The following is a 15,153-nucleotide window of genomic DNA, read 5'->3' as shown; positions in this document are numbered from 1 at the left end:
CTCCTTCACCGTGGCCGATCTGGGGCCACCGGGGTTGCTTATTCCTTGTCTGCAAGCCAGCGCTTGATAAGCCGCACGGCCTGATCCATGTGCTGTTCGGTAATATGAAAAAGCCGCATTTTCAATTCTTCAACGCGCTGATTGCTTTCTTTTTGCGCAAGGCGCAAGGCCTTGAGCTGCGAAAGAGTGGCGTTGTTCTCTGCCGGAACACGGCTTGCTTGACTAGGCTTTAGCTGTTTCATCGTTTTTCATCCAGCCGCGCACAAGCATAACCACCTGTTCCATATGATTGTCGGACAGGTTGAAAATATGCGCTTTCAGGGCTTCAACATCTTTGAACGTCAACTCGTCTTCGACTTCAGCCTCAACTTCATCATCCGTTTTGGCGGCCTCTTCAAGTGCCTCGTAAAGCGCCAGCTGCTCTTCGGCGGCAGGCAGACCCTCAAGGCCTTCGATCATTTCACCGGCTTCAACCTTGGGACGAATAAGGGCCAGAACAACGGGCCGCACCACAAGCATGAGGAACAGGAAGGCCAGCAGAGCGTTGAGCAAAGGCTTGCCCAGGCGTTCTGCATAGTCGGCCAGCATTTCGGCAACGTTGGGGTCCTTGGGCGGCTCGGAATCGGTAAAGGGCGCAGAGCTTACCTCAAGCGCATCGCCACGGCCCTTGTCGAGACCAACAGCATTGGTGACAAGCTGGCGCACGCGTTCAAGGTCATCTGCCTTGCGCGGCACAAAGGTCCACGCACCGTTTGTCTTTTCATACGTCCCATCGATAAGGACTGCAACCGTCATACGCTTCAAATCGCCAACATTGGTTACGATTTGCTGCTCTTCCTTGTTGATTTCGTAGTTTGTGGTGCGTGTTTCGCGGCTGCCGTTCTGCTGCGAGGCCGATCCGGCGATGCCGTCGCCCCTGAAGTTGGCGTCGGGTGAGCCACCTTCAAGGCTCGAACGGCCCTGCTGGGTTTCTTCACTGCGCTGCTCGCTGCGCACCGCGGTTTTTTCGGGGTCAAAAATTTCGCGGCGTATGGTGCGCTGGCTAAAGTCCATATCCACGTTAACCTTGGCAATAACGCGGCCAGGGCCAAACATGGGCTGCAGCATTTCTTCTATGCGGCGCTCAAGGTTGCGCTGCACCTGCTGGCGGTGCTCCATCTGGGTGGTGCTGGCACCAGCAAGGCTGTCTGATTCCGGCTGGTACAGCACCTTGCCGCCGTTGTCTGAAATGGAAATATGGGTTTTGTCGAGCCCTTCAACCGCCATCAGCATCATGTTGAGGATGGCGTTGATTTCTTTCTGGTCGGGTTTGGCGTTGGGCCGCTTGAGTTTGAGCACCACAGAGGCCGAGGGCGACTGGCGCTCTTCCACAAAAAGGCTGCGGTGCGGAATAACCAGGTGCACGCGCGCACTTTCCACATTGGGGAATTCGCTGATAGTGCGCGAAAGTTCGCCCTGCAGTGCGCGTGTATAGTTGATCTTTTGCACAAAGTCGGTTTGCCCGACCTTGACCTTGTCAAAAATTTCAAAACCTATGCCCTGCCCTACTAGACCGCCTTCGCCCGCGATCTTGATGCGTTCGTCGTACACCACTTCCTTGGGTACAAGGATGGTTTTGCCGTTGTCGGTGAGCTGATACATGACCTTGTCGGCCTGAAGCGACTTGATGACAACGCTGGCGTCTTCGGCGCTGAGGTTTGAATACAGCACCTTGAAGTCGGGGCGCGAGGCCCAGATGGAAAGGCCGATGGCAGCAGAGCTGACAAGCACCAACCCACCCATGACGGCCACGCGCTGCATAACGCTCATTTTGGCCCAGACTGCCTTGATGGAATTGACAAGCTGCATAAGAAAAGCCGGCATAAGTTGCTCCTGCGAAGACGTGGCATAATTCCGGCGGTTTGGCCGGGCATATGGCAACCCAAAGCAATTGCCATGCCACTTGCTAACTATATAAAATTAAAACATTTTTTATCATTCGCTCAAAAGCATTCAAATTTGTGACACCTCATAAACGCCAGATCCCTTCCTGGTCATGCCGGGAAGGGATCTGTGTTCAGGAGTATAATGCGCAGAAAGGTACGGGTATCAGAACTGCATCTTGGAAATTTCCTTGTAGGCTTCAAGCACCTTGCCGCGAACGGCCGAGGTAAGCTTCATGGCCATGCTGGATTTCTGCATGATGATCATCAGCTCGTGCACGTTTTGCGTGCGGCCAGAGGCAAAGTCGTCGATGGCCATATTCTTGGCTGCATCCAGTTCGTTGACCTTGTTCAGCGAACTTTTGATGGTGCCGGAAAAGCTGTTTTGCGGAGTTACCGGCGTGTGGGCCTGTGTGGGGTACTTGATAAAGTCGGCCTGCGCGCCAAAGTTCTCGCCCCTGTCCACGCTGTCACGCAGCAAACTCTGGTCAAGGGTTTTGGCAAACTGCGTTGTGCTGCCAACAGAGCCACCCTGCTGCAGGCTGCCCTGAACCTTGCTGAAATTCTGGATGGCCTCGCTGTACGCCCGCATGCCTACTGCCTGAATGCTCATAACAACCTCCCGCGCTCCTGAATAAATGCTTTATTGTGCTGCCACCGGGGCAAGGCCTATCTGCCGATGTCGAGAGCCTTGATGAACATGCCCTTTACGGCGTCCACCGTGGTGACGTTGGCCTCGTAGTTGCGCTGGGCGGTCATGAGGTTGGCCATTTCCTCAACCACGTTGATATCGGGGTACATCACATAACCTTCGGCGTTGGCGTCGGGGTTGCCCGGTTCGTACACACGCTTGAAGGGACGGTTGTCCATGGTCACGGCTGAAACACGTACGCCCTGCACAGCCCTGTCGAGAGCCGAACGCATGTGGATGGAAAAAGGATCATCCACATCTGTGGCCTGCTGCACCACGCTGCGGCGGCGGTATGGCCCGCCCTGGGGCGTGCGCGTGGTTTTGGCGTTGGCCAGGTTCATCGAAATGGTGTTTATGCGGGTGCGGTCGGCTGAAAGGCCCGACGCACTGATGTCAAATGCCGTCATGAAGTCCATGGCTTCCTCCTGCGCTGCCCGCTGTCGCTATTGTAATGCCGCGCTTGAGCGCGGCGCGGCGGCGGGCCCAAAATCAAGCCTGCTTGGCGTCCTGAATGATGGTGTTCAGCCCTTCAAAGGACTTGGTCATCACCTGGGTCAGCGCTGTATACTGCAACTGGTTTTTGGCGTGCTTGGCCATTTCTTTATCAATATTCACACGGTCTTCGCCGTGAACAACGCGGGGTTTCACCGCCATATCCCATTCTGGCCCAAAAGAATCAGGCCGGAAGGCCGTGGGCATATGCGCGCTTTCCGTGCGGGTCATTTCGCCCCTGGCGTCAAGCCCCAGAGCAGATTGCAGCTCTTTTTCAAAGGTGAGCTCACGCGGCTTGTAGTTGGGCGTTTCCACGTTGGCAATGTTGCCCGAGATAATGTTTTGCCGCTGCAGCTGCATGTCCATGACCTTGCCCACAAGGCCAATCTGTGTACTGAACAAGGATTTCATATTACCTACCCCCGTGTTTCACGGAAAAGTGCTTGCCCAGGTGATAGCAACAAGTGTTCCATTTAAAATATCTATATGAATTAACTTTACTTTTTATAAAAAGAGCAAGGCATGACCCCACGGCGGACAGTTTTTTGACAGGCATAAAATAAAAACCCGCCCGAAAATCCGGGCGGGTTGCAAAACTTGGCGTGCAGGACTGCTGAAGCTACAGCCGCATCTGGGCATCGGTAACACCCAGCGTACGCAACTGCAGATAAATGCGAGCGCAGGCCTCGGCATCTGAACCTGCGTGGTGATGGTTGAGTGCTATGCCAAAGTAAGAGCACACACTGCTGAGCTTTTTTGAGGCAAGGGGCAGGCTGCGCCGCGAGCCCTTGAGCGTGCACAAAAACGGCGTACGCGGCTCGTGCGCTCCTGTGGCCTGGCAGCTTGCTGCCAGCACGCGCCGGTCAAACGAGGCATTGTGCGCCAGCAGATGAGTTGCCCCTTCAAGAAAGGCCTCCATCTGAGGCCACACTTCGGCAAAGGTTGGTGCGTCTTTCAGCATGGGCCATGTGAGGCCGTGTATCTCTGTAAACATCACCCGCGATGACGGTGGCCTGATGAGACTGTAAAAAACATCGGTAACGCTACCCTGCTCAATACGAGCAAGGCCCACGGCGCAAGCGCTGTGGGCCGAGTAGCCTGAAGTTTCAAAATCGATGGCTACGCTGCGGCTTGTATCTGAATAAACCACACTTACTCTTTTGAGGCTTTGCGGGCGGCCTCTGCCAGTCGCGCCTTGATATAGTCGCGCATGACGGCATCGTCGTCCTCAAGGTTAAAGCAGCGGGCGTCCTCGCCCATGAGACCGCCGGGCACAAAGTCGCCCTTGTCGGCAGGGTCGGTGACCATGTCGTCATAAAAGCACACAGAGAGCCAGCGGCTTGCGGGCTCGTCATCCACCACGTCCAGCAGCACAAAAAGCACCCGTTGGGTCTGCACACTGTGGCGTGCACGCAGGGAGTAGCTTACGCCGGGCCGGGCCTTGAAGGTAAACGATATGTTGCTGTGCGCTGCCAGAAAATCCATGTATTCCGTAAAAGATTTCTTGATATGCAGCGGGTCGTTCTGCCAGGAATCAAGAAAATCGCGCAATTCTTCGGAACCTGTAACATCCATAAGTGCTCCTTTGGGGGTTACGGCGGCGTGTCAGCGGCCCCATTGCCAGGGGGGGGTGCTCATGTTCAAGCTCCATATACCGCGCCTGTCCACGACTGCCTGGTGTTCCTGAATAAGCCAACGCCGGCAAAAAATGGCCCTGCATTTCTGCCTGTCTACCCAGGCCAGGCCTTCCATTACCAGCTTGTAATTGACGGAATCGCCGCCCACCTGCACAAGGGCCGAAATGGGGCCAGCTTCAAGCTGACCCACAGATTCAACACTAACCTTTGCACCAACGGGCATCATGCGCTGCAAATAGGCCATGGCTTCACGCCCAAAGGGCTGTTTTTGGGTGGGAGCCTCAATGCCATAAAAAAGCAGAACAAATTCTGGATCGTTACTGCCATATTTGGTACTGACAGTAACGGTATTGCCGTCCTCCACACTCACCACATAGGCATCCCAGGTTGACTCTGCAAACGCAGGAAGAGCCATGGAAATAACAAAGGCGATAAATGCCAAATAACGCATGATCATGCACAATCCCCTGCAATAGCTTACTGCGAACGCACAATAATAATGCCTGCGCCGCCAGACCTTTGTCAAGGCAGGCGGCACAGGCATACAGCAGAAGAGAATTATAATCAGCAAACCGAAACGGTTCTATCCCCAGACAACCCGCCCAATCTGGTAGGCTGCCGTGGCCACGCCGTAGGCAAGGGCCGTGTTGAACAGAATGCTGAATGCCACCCAGCCCCAGCTGCCCGCCTCTTGCCGGATGACCACCAGAGCGACAAAGCAGGGGGAGTACAGCAGCACAAAGAGCATGAGCGAAAGCGCGGTGGCCTTTGACCAGGCGTCGTCGGCCTTGAGGCGTTCGGCCAGGGGAGCCGGGTCTTCGGCATCCTGTTCGCCCATGGCGTAGGCTGTACCCATGGTGGCGACCACGGCTTCCTTGGCGGCCACGCCAGCCAGCAGGGCTATATCTGTACGCCAGTCAAAACCCATGGGGCGGGTGGCGGGCTCAACTGCCTTGCCAAGACGCCCAGCCACAGAAAAGGCCAGCTGTTCTTCCTTGAGTTCGTTGCGCACATTGCCAAGTTCTTCTTCAATGGGGGCACGGGCCTCGTCGCCTTCGGCGAAGGCGGCCAGCTTTTCTTCAAGCTGCGAAATCTGGGTTTCAAAGGGGGCAGCCTTTTCTTCCGGCAGACCGGGAAAGGTCATGGCAGCCCAGATCAGCACCGATATGGCCACAAGCACCGTACCGGCCTTCTTGAGGTACATCCAGCCGCGTTCCCAGCAGTGCAGCAAAAGGCTCATAAGAGTGGGCATGCGGTAGGGAGGCAGCTCCATGACAAAGGGGGTGGATTCACCCTTGACGATGGAAGAGCGCAGCAACCGGGCCACAAGCAGGGCCATCACCCAGCCCACCACGGTGAGCAGGAACATTACTGTGGGCGCGTTGTCGGGAAAAAATGCCCCGGCCAGCAGCAGAAACACGGGCAGCTTGGCACCGCATGTCATGTAGGGCAGCGTGAGCAGGGTTGCCAGTTTTTCCTTGGGGCTGCGCAGGGTACGGGTGGCCATAACGCCGGGGATGGCGCAGCCGCCAGCAATACCGCCAGCAATGATGTAGGGCATGACCGATGCGCCGTGCAGGCCAAAAAAGCGGAAAATGCGGTCCATCATGTAGGCCACGCGTGCCATGTAGCCGCTGTCTTCCATAAAGGAGATGAGCACGAACATGATGAGGATCAGCGGCACAAAGCTGACAACACCGCCCACGCCCGCGATCACGCCGTCAACAATCAGCGACTGCGCAAGGCCCTCGGGCAGCAGGGTTGTGCACACATCACCCAGCAGTTTAAAGCCGTCTTCAACCCAGGTTTTGGGGTAATCACCAATGGTAAAGGTTATCTGAAACATCAGATACAACACACCAATCATGATCACAGGTCCAAGCAGGGCGTTGGTGAGCACCCTGTCGAGCTTGTCGGAAAGGGCCAGACGGTCCTTGCCAGCGTCCTGCGTAACAATGCCGTCGCGCAGCAGACTGCGGATAAAACCGTAACGGTAGTCTGTAATAATGGATTCAAGGTTGGTGTTGAGCGTGCTGCGCACATGGCCCATAGCCTTTTTGCGCATGCCGTCCAGTTCTTCATACAGTGCGGCATTGGCTGCGCGCACTTCGCTCAGAATCTCGCTGTCGGCTTCGAGCATTTTCAGCGCCACCCAGTGGGGCATGTACCTGCTCGCAAGCAGGCCCTCATCTTCAATGCGCTTTTCCATGTCCAGCAGCACAGGATCGATATCGCTGCCGTAAGAAATACGAAGGGCGTTACGCTTGCCTTCACTGGCAAGTTTTATGGCCATATTCATGGCCTCGGTGAGGCCCTCGCCCGTACGCGCCACCATGGGCAGCACAGGAATACCCATCAGCGAGCTAAGGCGTTCCATATCAATATGAATGCCAGCGGCGCGGGCTTCGTCCATCATGTTGCAGCAAAGCACCACGGGGGCGCCCATTTCAAGCATCTGCACCGTCAGCAGCATGTTGCGCTCAAGTGCAGAGGCATCCACCACGTCAATGACGGCCTGCACATTGCCAGCCGCCAGTTCACGCCTGGCCACCAGCTCTTCCATGGAGTAGGCTGTGAGAGAATACGTGCCGGGCAGGTCAACCAGGGTCACCTGGGTATCGCCCACGGTAATGTGGCCTTCCTTGCGGTCGACCGTTACGCCGGGGTAGTTGCCCACGTGCTGGCGCGCGCCTGTATAGCCGTTAAATACCGTGGTCTTGCCACAGTTGGGATTGCCCGCAAGAGCTATCCGCAGTTTGCCGTCTGCATTGAAATTGGCATCATCGGGATTGTTGAACTGCCGAACTGCGCTCATGCACGCACCTCCCCCAAGCTATGTACGGACTGAAGCCGCGCCTGCGGCAAGCCAGCCATTACCGTGAACAGAAATTCGCTCATATCAGCCTACCTGACCTTTCAACAGCCTGCCCTGAGTGGGCTGCGCCAAACCCCGCTATAACCATCTGCCGTAGGGCCGTGTGCGGCGCGCTGCTCAAAAAATTGAAATTCAATTCCAAAGTCCTGATTGATTTAGCCACCTGCCTCCCAAATGTCAAGCAATGGATAACAATTTTCTGTAACTTTGCATGATTCCCGCAATTCCGTGTGCTCCGGAGCACAATTCAGGCATCACCAGCACCGCGTGCACCCTGCCCTGCCCCCCTGCAAACTGCCTGGCCATTCGCAAAAAATGGAGGCCGCTGAACCAGTCAACGGCCTCTCACCCCGTTACCGGGCTGGCAGTTCTGCATTAGAGAACGCTCCTTCAGCAGCTATGCTCCCTTGAGGCATTCACGCAGGGAAGAAACGCCGCACGAGTGTACCATCTGCAGGGGTATGTTGCGCGAGCGCGCCACCTGCACAGCCTTGCGCTTGGCCTCGTGGGAAATCTTGTTGGTGAATACGATCATGGCATCGGGATTGCCGATCTTGTCCACAAAATTGCGTTCGTTCCGTGTGATGAACTTGAGGGAATGACCGTCTTGTTCCGCCGCTGCCATGTAGTCTTTTTTCAGTCGGTCCATGCCGCCGATCAGGGTTACGCACATACCTTGCTCCATTTTGCTGGCCGCTTTTGCGGGTTTGGTGTTGCTCCGTAACTTTTTTATAATTGAAATCGATTTTCAAAGTCAATAGGCCTGACCAATATTTTTGAAATTAAATTTCAATCTAAATAGCAAGGGCGCTCTTCCTTGCGGAAAAGCGCCCTAATTTTTTTTGTAACAAGGTAAAACAACTTACATAAAAACTACTTCCAGCGAGCCAGAAACTCGGCGGCACTGTTGCCAGCATCGATATGTTTGAGCAACGCACTGCCAAACACTACGGCATCGGGCTGGGCATCGGGCGAAAGCGCCTCAAGTTGCGAGGGCTCGCGCAGGCCAAAGCCCAAGGCCAGCGGCAGCCTGAACACAGAACGCGCCCGCCGCATGGTTACTGCCACCTGCGGCGCAATGTCGGTGCGTTCGCCGGTAATGCCCATGACAGAAACCACATACACATAGCCCTCACCCACGCTGTCATACAGAGCCATGCGCTCGGCGCTGGTATTGGGGCCAACCAGCGGAATCAGGGCAATACCCTCTTTTTTCAGGGCATCGCGCAGGGGGCCTGCTTCTTCATAGGGCAGGTCGGGCACAATAAAGCCGTGCACGCCGCCACGAGCGGCATCGCGGGCCAGATTTTCATAGCCGTACTGCAGAAAGGGGTTGAGGTAGCCCATGAGCACCACGCCGGACTGGATAAGCCCCTTGCGCTCGATGAGCTCTTCAAGAATGCCACGCAGACTCACACCGTCACTCAGGGCGCGGCGAGAGGCGTCTTCCACCACCGGGCCGTCGGCCACAGGGTCGGAAAAGGGCACGCCGATTTCAATAATATCCGCCCCGCTCTCGTCCAGCTCCATCAGAGTAGGCCAAAAGGTGGACTGATCGGGAAAACCGGCAGTCAGAAAGGGGATGAGCGCCGGGCGACCGGCGGCCTTGGCATCGCGTATTTTTTGTTCAAGAAAATTCATGGCTACACCTCTTCCTGGTCCTGCGCCGCTACGCCCAGCGCCTTGTTGACTATGCCCAGATCCTTGTCGCCACGGCCAGAGAGGTTCACCACCACCTGGTCGCCTTCCTTGAATTCATGCGGGTGGTCAAGCACCCAGGCAAGAGCGTGCGAGGATTCAAGCGCGGGCAGAATGCCCTCGGCGCGGCACAGACGCTGGAAGGCATTGAGGGCGTTGGCGTCCTTGACCATGCCGTAATGCACGCGCCCTGTTTTTTGCAACCACGAGTGTTCCGGTCCCACACCGGGATAATCCAGCCCGGCAGAGATGGAATGCGAGGGTTCCACCTGACCGTCGTCGTTTTGCAACAGCATGCTGTACGCGCCGTGCAGCACACCGGGCGTACCAAGGTTCAGAGGAGCGGAATTGAAGCAGCCGGGTTCGCCCGTGCCTGCCGCTTCCACACCAATGATGCGTACGCTGGCATCGTCCACAAAGGGGTGGAACATGCCAATGGCATTGGAGCCGCCACCCACGCAGGCAACAACCGCATCGGGCAGTCGCCCGGTTTTTTCAAGCATCTGGGCGCGGGTTTCGCGCCCGATAACGCTTTGCAGCATGCGCACCAGCTTGGGGAAGGGGTGCGGGCCTGCCGCCGTGCCAAAGCAGTAGTGGGTTGTTCTTTGGCTGCCAATCCAGGCGCGCAGGGCCTCGTTGATGGCGTCCTTGAGGGTACGGGTTCCGCTTTCCACGGCATGCACGGTGGCGCCCAGCAGCTTCATGCGCATGACGTTGGGGGCCTGACGCTCCACGTCTTCAGCGCCCATGTAGATGGTGCACTCAAGCCCCAGACGGGCAGCCGCGGCTGCCGTGGCCACACCGTGCTGCCCAGCGCCCGTTTCGGCCACCAGGGCGGTTTTGCCCATGTACTTGGCAAGCAGGGCCTGACCGAGGGTGTTGTTGACCTTGTGCGCACCAGTGTGCAGCAGATCCTCACGCTTGAGCCACAGGTCAAAGCCCAGCTCACGCGAAAGCGTGGGGCAATAGGTCAGGGGAGTTTCGCGCCCGGCGTAGTTGAACAGCAGATCGTTGAGCTCTGCCTGAAATTTTTCAGTGGGATAAATGTCGCGCATGGCCGCTTCCACTTCCATAAGGGGCGGCATAAGCAGTTCGGGAACAAAGCAGCCGCCGAACTCACCAAAGTAACTGTCTTTCATAACGAATACCCATTGCCTTTGGAGTTTGCGGCCAAAAAGGCGGCCGCCATTTTTTCCCTGTTTTTACGACCCGGCGCGTCTTCCACGCCGGAATTGAAATCCACCCCGGCAGGCCCGCACATGCCCAGAGCCTTGCCCACGTTGGCAGCGCTCAAGCCCCCGGCAAGCAGCCAGGGCTGCGGCGGGCGCAGGCTGCCCAGATCAGACCAGTCCAGCTTGTACCCGCTGCCGCCGCCTTTCAGTCCGGCATCCAGCAGGTAGTAGGCGCAGGCCTGCGCATGTCGTTGTAAATCATTGTACAGCAAAGCACGGTGGGTGTAACGGTCGGGCCAGAGCACCCGGATGACACGCTCTGCGCCAATGGCCTGTGCGCATTCAACGCTCTGGTGGCCGTGCAGCTGGGCGTAATCAAGCCGGGCCGCATCCATGATGCGGCGGATCTCGTCCGACCCCTGATTTACAAAAACACCCACCCGCAGCAGGCTGCCACTGTCGAGGACGGCGGCCTGTTCAACCGTGATGCCGCGCGGGCTGCGGGGATGAAAGATAAAACCGCACATGGCCGCGCCCAGCCGGGCCGCCTGATCCACATCTTCCTGCCTTGTGAGGCCGCAGAACTTGATCAACATGTGCGCTCTCCCCCGTTTTGGGCCGTTGCGCCCAGCAGTGCCGCCAGTGCCTCGCCCGGAGTACCATTTTCCATCAGGGCGCTGCCCACCAGAGCCGCGTGGTAACCCGCCTCTGCCGCAGCCACGAGGTGCTGCGGGCTGCTCATGCCGCTGGCCGCTATCCACAGCTCACCATTGACGGGCGGGAAGGCCCGCACCAGTTGCAGGCAGGCATCGCGGTCGATGGCCAGCGTTTCCAGATCACGGGCGTTTACCTGTATGATGCGCGCTCCGCTCTCGCGGGCAAGGCGCAGGTCTTCCGCATCAAATATCTCAACCACTGCCTGAATGCCGTAGCTTTCGGCCTGCTCGCGCAGGGCGCGCAGGGTTGCCGCATCGGGTGTCAGCCGTACAATCAGCAGCAGGGCCGAGGCTGGCGTGGCTGCCGTGGCCCGCACCTGCAGGGGATCAAAAATAAAATCCTTGCGCAGCAGGGGCACCCGGAGGCCGTTATAGAGCGCCGGGTCTGCGGCACGGGCCAGATAGTCCAACCGCCCGCGAAAAAAAGTTTCTTCCGTCAGTACAGATACTGCGCTAGCCCCGGCCACGGCATACTGCCGGGCCACTTCCTCCACTTCGAGACTCTCGCAGATCACGCCACGCGAGGGTGAGGCCCGCTTGTATTCGGCCACCACCGCCAGAGGGCTTCCTGCGGCGCATCGGGTCAACGCCGCCGTAAAGTCTGGCCGCTGGCCTCCGTACACCGGGGGCAGAGCGCCCTGGGCCTGCATGGCTTGCAGGGCCTCTACTTCGGCCTGTTTGGCCGTGCGGAAACGCTCAAGCAGCATGCAGCACCTTCCTGCCCACACCTGCGCTCACGGCCTCGCGGGCGCGGGCCATGCACAGGGCCATGTCCATTTTTTCCTCCAGCAGGTAGATGGCGAGGCCCACGTTGAGCACAACCATGTCCATCATTGCGCGGGGACCCTGCCCGTCGAGGATGTCGTTGAGCACGGCCACGGCCTGCTCCTTGCCGCTCACGGCCAGATCATCCACCGAACAGGAAGGGATGCCGAATTCCTGAGGGTCGAGCATCATGGAGGTTATCTTGCCGTTCTGCAGCAGAGCCATCTTGGTGGGGCCAATGGGCGTTACCTCGTCGTAGTTGCCCGAACCGCAGACCACGGCGGCGCGTTGCAGGGGCGACTGCAGCAGGGTTTCCGCAACCAGATCAACCAGCTCGGGCCGCGCCACACCCATAAGCAGGTGGCTGGGTCGCGCAGGGTTGATCATGGGGCCAAGTATGTTGAACAGAGTGCGCACGCCCATCTCTTTGCGCACCGGGCCAATGTTGGCAAAGGAAGGATGAAAGTACGGGGCAAAAATAAAGGCAAAATTGCGTTTCTTGACCATCTCGGCCACCAAGACGGGGTCTTTTTCCAAGGTGATTCCAAGGGCTTCCAGAGCATCTGCGCTGCCGCATTTGGAAGAAACAGCACGGTTGCCGTGTTTCACCACCTTGTAGCCCATGCCCGCCAGCGTGAGCGAAGAAGCCGTGGAACAGTTGAAGGAATTGCGCCCGTCGCCGCCGGTTCCCACCACGTCGATGGTGGTTCCCGAAATGCCGTCCACGCGCACGGCCCGGGCCAGTGCGGCACGGGTGGCGTGGGCCAGCTCGAGGGAACTTTCGCCCTTCATGCGCAGCCCCATAAGAAAGCCGCCCGCCTGCGCCGGAGTCATCTTGCCGTCCATAAGAGCGGCAAAGCCAGCGGCGGCCATTTCGGCGGTGAGGTTTTCCCTGCGGGCCAGCCGCTCCAGAATGCCGGAGAAGTCGGATGTTTCCGCGCCCGTACCAAGGATGCTCTGCGGGAAGTTGCCCAGCAGGCGCAGGCCGTCGGGGGTCAGCACCGATTCGGGGTGAAACTGCACGCCAACCCACGGGCGGTCGTTGTAGCGCAGGGCCATCACTTCGCCTTCGGGCGCGCGGGCCGTAACCGTAAAGCGGGGGTTTTCCGCGTCTTCATCGGCGCGCACCACAAGGGAGTGGTAGCGCCCAACGCGCATGGGGTTGGGCAGGCCAAGGAACATGCCCGTACCGTCGTGCACGATTTCAGACTGCTTGCCATGCATGATGCACGGGCCCACCTCTACCCTGGCCCCGGCGTGCAGCCCCAGCAACTGATGCCCAAGGCACACGCCCAGCACGGGAATGCGCGGGCTGAGCCGCTTGAGGAATTCGGGGCAGAGCCCCGCATTGGCGGGATGCCCCGGTCCGGGAGAAATGCAGACCATGGAAAGTTCCGGGTTCACCGCCATGTCCAGCACGGCAGGGTCGTCGTTGCGCAGCACCACGGGCTTGTGGCCCAAGGCGTAAAAGGCCTGCACAAGATTGTAGGTGAATGAGTCGTAATTATCGATGAGCAGAAACATATTCTTCGTCCTCCGCACGCAGGGCCAGGCGCATGATGGCTGATTTGTTGCACACTTCCTTCCATTCCAGATCGGGATCGGAGTCATGCACGATGCCTCCGCCCGCCTGCCAGAAGAGCTTGCCGTCACGCATCCACATGCTGCGAATGGTGATGCCCGTATCGAGATTCACGCAGTCCTTGTCCAGACCAAGCCAGCCGATGCAGCCAGCGTAAGGGCCACGCGCGCGGCCTTCCACCTCGCGGATGATTTCCATGGCCCGCACCTTGGGCGCGCCGGAAACCGTGCCAGCCGGAAAGGTGGCCGCCAGCACGTCGAGAGCATCAAGCCCTTCCTCGAGGCGGGCGCTCACCCGGCTGGTGAGATGCATCACGTGCGAGTAGCGCTCAACTTCCATATACCGCTCAAGATTCACCGTACCGGGCTGGGCCACACGGCCAAGATCGTTGCGGCCAAGGTCTACCAGCATGACGTGCTCGGCGCGTTCCTTGGGGTCGTCGCGCAGCTCGGCGGCAAGGCGGGCGTCTTCAAGGTCGTCGGCACCGCGCTTGCGCGTGCCCGCGATGGGCGAAAGCTGCAGGTGCCCCGCCGTGCAGCGCACCATTACCTCGGGTGACGAGCCAAAAAGCGTCAGCTCGGGAAAGCGCATGTAAAACATGTAAGGCGAAGCGTTGAACCGGCGCATGCGGCGGTACAGTTCAAAGGGGTTGCCCTCAAAAGGCGTGGAAAACCGAACCGAGGGAACCACCTGAATGGCCTCACCCTGCCGCAGCATTTCCTTGATGCGGCGCACGTAATCCTTGTAGCCCTGCTCATCTGGTTCTGCGCACACGTTGTCGGGGTCGATGCGCACAGCACCGGCCTGACCAGAGGCGCGGCCTTCCAGCGATTCGCGCGAGCTGTGCAGCGGGCGGTGTTCGCCAAGGCTCACCTGACACAGCCTGTTGTACAGGTGGTCGAACACCAGCACGGTCGAGGGCAGCATGAGCAGGCAGTCGGCCTCGCTCTGCGGCATGACCGACGCCAGCTTGGGGTTGAACAGGCCAGCCATGCCAAACCCAAGGTAGCCGTACAGGGCACGGGTTATGGGCGGCAGGTTTTTGATATTGGTGGGGGTTTCGATGCTCAACGAAGCCATGAGCGCCCGCAGGCCTTCCACAAAGGGCTGGCCCTCAAACTGGCGCAGCACCTCAAGCCTTGCATCGCGTATATCCAGGGCAAGCTTGCCATCGCGGCAACTGATGAACATGGCGGCGTCGCAGGCCAGAATGCTGTACCGGCCCCAGCGCCCGTCGACCTCGGCGCTTTCAAGCAAGATGCCGTTACCAGCACCCACCATGCCCATAAACAGGCTGATGGGCGTATCCATATCCGCTGGCAACCAGCGGGCGGACTGTTGCAGCGTCAGCATGTGCTGCGCATCCCCGTTCGTGTTCATCTGCCGCATCCTTTGGTTTTTTGTGCCTGGAAAAATAAAAAACGCCGCCTCCCAGGGGGAGACGGCGCTTACTTACGACAATGCCAACGTACCGGAACTTTTTAAGCCCGCACGTCTCCCCCACGCAGTTGGATGCGCCACCACCAGCCTTTGAAGCTGTTAGAAATGGTGTTGGAGAAAGAGTTCATGCGAATGCCTTGTTCCTTATGTTTCAGGTCACACT

The 15,153-nt window shown here is 58.4% G+C and carries 16 protein-coding genes; all 16 read right to left on the bottom strand.

Features of this window, described 5'->3' with window-relative positions; genetic code table 11:
- Positions 1-38: 38 nt before the first annotated feature.
- Positions 39-242 carry a flagellar M-ring protein FliF gene (locus F8N36_RS05900; protein WP_291331877.1) on the bottom strand — a complete coding sequence of 68 codons (204 nt, stop codon included), beginning with the start codon at positions 240-242 and terminating at the stop codon, positions 39-41.
- Complete coding sequence (fliF, locus tag F8N36_RS05895) at positions 223-1,863, bottom strand: flagellar basal-body MS-ring/collar protein FliF (protein WP_291331876.1); 1,641 nt, start codon at positions 1,861-1,863, stop codon at positions 223-225. The genes F8N36_RS05900 and fliF overlap by 20 nt, the downstream gene beginning before the upstream one ends.
- A gap of 225 nt (positions 1,864-2,088) precedes the next feature.
- Positions 2,089-2,535 (bottom strand): flagellar hook-basal body complex protein FliE, encoded by a 447-nt coding sequence (gene fliE / locus F8N36_RS05890; RefSeq protein ID WP_291331875.1) that lies wholly within the window; start codon positions 2,533-2,535, stop codon positions 2,089-2,091.
- Positions 2,536-2,591: 56 nt separating this feature from the next.
- Positions 2,592-3,029, bottom strand: coding sequence for a flagellar basal body rod protein FlgC (gene flgC / locus F8N36_RS05885; protein ID WP_291331874.1), 438 nt, complete (start codon positions 3,027-3,029; stop codon positions 2,592-2,594).
- Positions 3,030-3,102: 73 nt separating this feature from the next.
- Positions 3,103-3,516 carry a flagellar basal body rod protein FlgB gene (gene flgB, locus F8N36_RS05880; RefSeq protein ID WP_291331873.1) on the bottom strand — a complete coding sequence of 138 codons (414 nt, stop codon included), beginning with the start codon at positions 3,514-3,516 and terminating at the stop codon, positions 3,103-3,105.
- 208 nt (positions 3,517-3,724) lie between these two features.
- Complete coding sequence (locus F8N36_RS05875) at positions 3,725-4,255, bottom strand: 3'-5' exonuclease (protein ID WP_291331872.1); 531 nt, start codon at positions 4,253-4,255, stop codon at positions 3,725-3,727.
- A 2-nt stretch (positions 4,256-4,257) separates the two neighbouring features.
- A complete protein-coding gene (locus F8N36_RS05870; RefSeq protein WP_291331871.1) occupies positions 4,258-4,680 on the bottom strand; it encodes a hypothetical protein in 423 nt (140 codons plus the stop codon).
- Between the two features lie 30 nt (positions 4,681-4,710).
- Positions 4,711-5,199, bottom strand: coding sequence for a thermonuclease family protein (locus F8N36_RS05865; RefSeq protein WP_291331870.1), 489 nt, complete (start codon positions 5,197-5,199; stop codon positions 4,711-4,713).
- Between the two features lie 126 nt (positions 5,200-5,325).
- Positions 5,326-7,557, bottom strand: coding sequence for a ferrous iron transport protein B (gene feoB / locus F8N36_RS05860; RefSeq protein ID WP_291331869.1), 2,232 nt, complete (start codon positions 7,555-7,557; stop codon positions 5,326-5,328).
- A 457-nt stretch (positions 7,558-8,014) separates the two neighbouring features.
- The gene (locus tag F8N36_RS05855; RefSeq protein WP_022659208.1) at positions 8,015-8,290 is read right to left on the bottom strand and encodes a DUF2325 domain-containing protein; all 276 of its coding nucleotides are present in this window, start codon (positions 8,288-8,290) and stop codon (positions 8,015-8,017) included.
- A gap of 200 nt (positions 8,291-8,490) precedes the next feature.
- The gene (trpA, locus tag F8N36_RS05850) at positions 8,491-9,258 is read right to left on the bottom strand and encodes a tryptophan synthase subunit alpha (RefSeq protein ID WP_291331868.1); all 768 of its coding nucleotides are present in this window, start codon (positions 9,256-9,258) and stop codon (positions 8,491-8,493) included.
- A 2-nt stretch (positions 9,259-9,260) separates the two neighbouring features.
- Complete coding sequence (trpB, locus tag F8N36_RS05845) at positions 9,261-10,454, bottom strand: tryptophan synthase subunit beta (RefSeq protein WP_291331867.1); 1,194 nt, start codon at positions 10,452-10,454, stop codon at positions 9,261-9,263.
- Positions 10,451-11,083, bottom strand: coding sequence for a phosphoribosylanthranilate isomerase (locus F8N36_RS05840; protein ID WP_291331866.1), 633 nt, complete (start codon positions 11,081-11,083; stop codon positions 10,451-10,453). Before F8N36_RS05840 ends, trpB begins: the two co-directional genes overlap by 4 nt.
- Positions 11,077-11,910, bottom strand: a complete 834-nt coding sequence (locus F8N36_RS05835; protein WP_291331865.1) for an indole-3-glycerol-phosphate synthase — start codon at positions 11,908-11,910, stop codon at positions 11,077-11,079. Before F8N36_RS05835 ends, F8N36_RS05840 begins: the two co-directional genes overlap by 7 nt.
- Positions 11,900-13,492 carry an anthranilate phosphoribosyltransferase gene (gene trpD, locus F8N36_RS05830; protein WP_291331864.1) on the bottom strand — a complete coding sequence of 531 codons (1,593 nt, stop codon included), beginning with the start codon at positions 13,490-13,492 and terminating at the stop codon, positions 11,900-11,902. Before trpD ends, F8N36_RS05835 begins: the two co-directional genes overlap by 11 nt.
- Positions 13,473-14,930: an anthranilate synthase component I family protein gene (locus tag F8N36_RS05825; RefSeq protein ID WP_291331863.1), complete on the bottom strand. Its 1,458-nt coding sequence runs from the start codon at positions 14,928-14,930 to the stop codon at positions 13,473-13,475. The genes trpD and F8N36_RS05825 overlap by 20 nt, the downstream gene beginning before the upstream one ends.
- Positions 14,931-15,153 lie beyond the last annotated feature (223 nt).

Source organism: Desulfovibrio sp. (genome assembly GCF_009712225.1).
Taxonomy (GTDB): domain Bacteria; phylum Desulfobacterota; class Desulfovibrionia; order Desulfovibrionales; family Desulfovibrionaceae; genus Desulfovibrio.
Note: the sequence above shows the minus strand (reverse complement) of the source record. Positions and strands in the feature narration are given on the sequence as shown.

Bases quoted from the DNA above. Each gene is read 5' to 3' on its own strand.
- F8N36_RS05900 (WP_291331877.1), bottom strand. From the start codon at position 242: ATGAAACAGCTAAAGCCTAGTCAAGCAAGCCGTGTTCCGGCAGAGAAC.
- fliF (WP_291331876.1), bottom strand. From the start codon at position 1,863: ATGCCGGCTTTTCTTATGCAGCTTGTCAATTCCATCAAGGCAGTCTGG.
- fliE (WP_291331875.1), bottom strand. From the start codon at position 2,535: ATGAGCATTCAGGCAGTAGGCATGCGGGCGTACAGCGAGGCCATCCAG.
- flgC (WP_291331874.1), bottom strand. From the start codon at position 3,029: ATGGACTTCATGACGGCATTTGACATCAGTGCGTCGGGCCTTTCAGCC.
- flgB (WP_291331873.1), bottom strand. From the start codon at position 3,516: ATGAAATCCTTGTTCAGTACACAGATTGGCCTTGTGGGCAAGGTCATG.
- F8N36_RS05870 (WP_291331871.1), bottom strand. From the start codon at position 4,680: ATGGATGTTACAGGTTCCGAAGAATTGCGCGATTTTCTTGATTCCTGG.
- F8N36_RS05865 (WP_291331870.1), bottom strand. From the start codon at position 5,199: ATGATCATGCGTTATTTGGCATTTATCGCCTTTGTTATTTCCATGGCT.
- feoB (WP_291331869.1), bottom strand. From the start codon at position 7,557: ATGAGCGCAGTTCGGCAGTTCAACAATCCCGATGATGCCAATTTCAAT.
- F8N36_RS05855 (WP_022659208.1), bottom strand. From the start codon at position 8,290: ATGTGCGTAACCCTGATCGGCGGCATGGACCGACTGAAAAAAGACTAC.
- trpA (WP_291331868.1), bottom strand. From the start codon at position 9,258: ATGAATTTTCTTGAACAAAAAATACGCGATGCCAAGGCCGCCGGTCGC.
- trpB (WP_291331867.1), bottom strand. From the start codon at position 10,454: ATGAAAGACAGTTACTTTGGTGAGTTCGGCGGCTGCTTTGTTCCCGAA.
- F8N36_RS05840 (WP_291331866.1), bottom strand. From the start codon at position 11,083: ATGTTGATCAAGTTCTGCGGCCTCACAAGGCAGGAAGATGTGGATCAG.
- F8N36_RS05835 (WP_291331865.1), bottom strand. From the start codon at position 11,910: ATGCTGCTTGAGCGTTTCCGCACGGCCAAACAGGCCGAAGTAGAGGCC.
- trpD (WP_291331864.1), bottom strand. From the start codon at position 13,492: ATGTTTCTGCTCATCGATAATTACGACTCATTCACCTACAATCTTGTG.
- F8N36_RS05825 (WP_291331863.1), bottom strand. From the start codon at position 14,930: ATGAACACGAACGGGGATGCGCAGCACATGCTGACGCTGCAACAGTCC.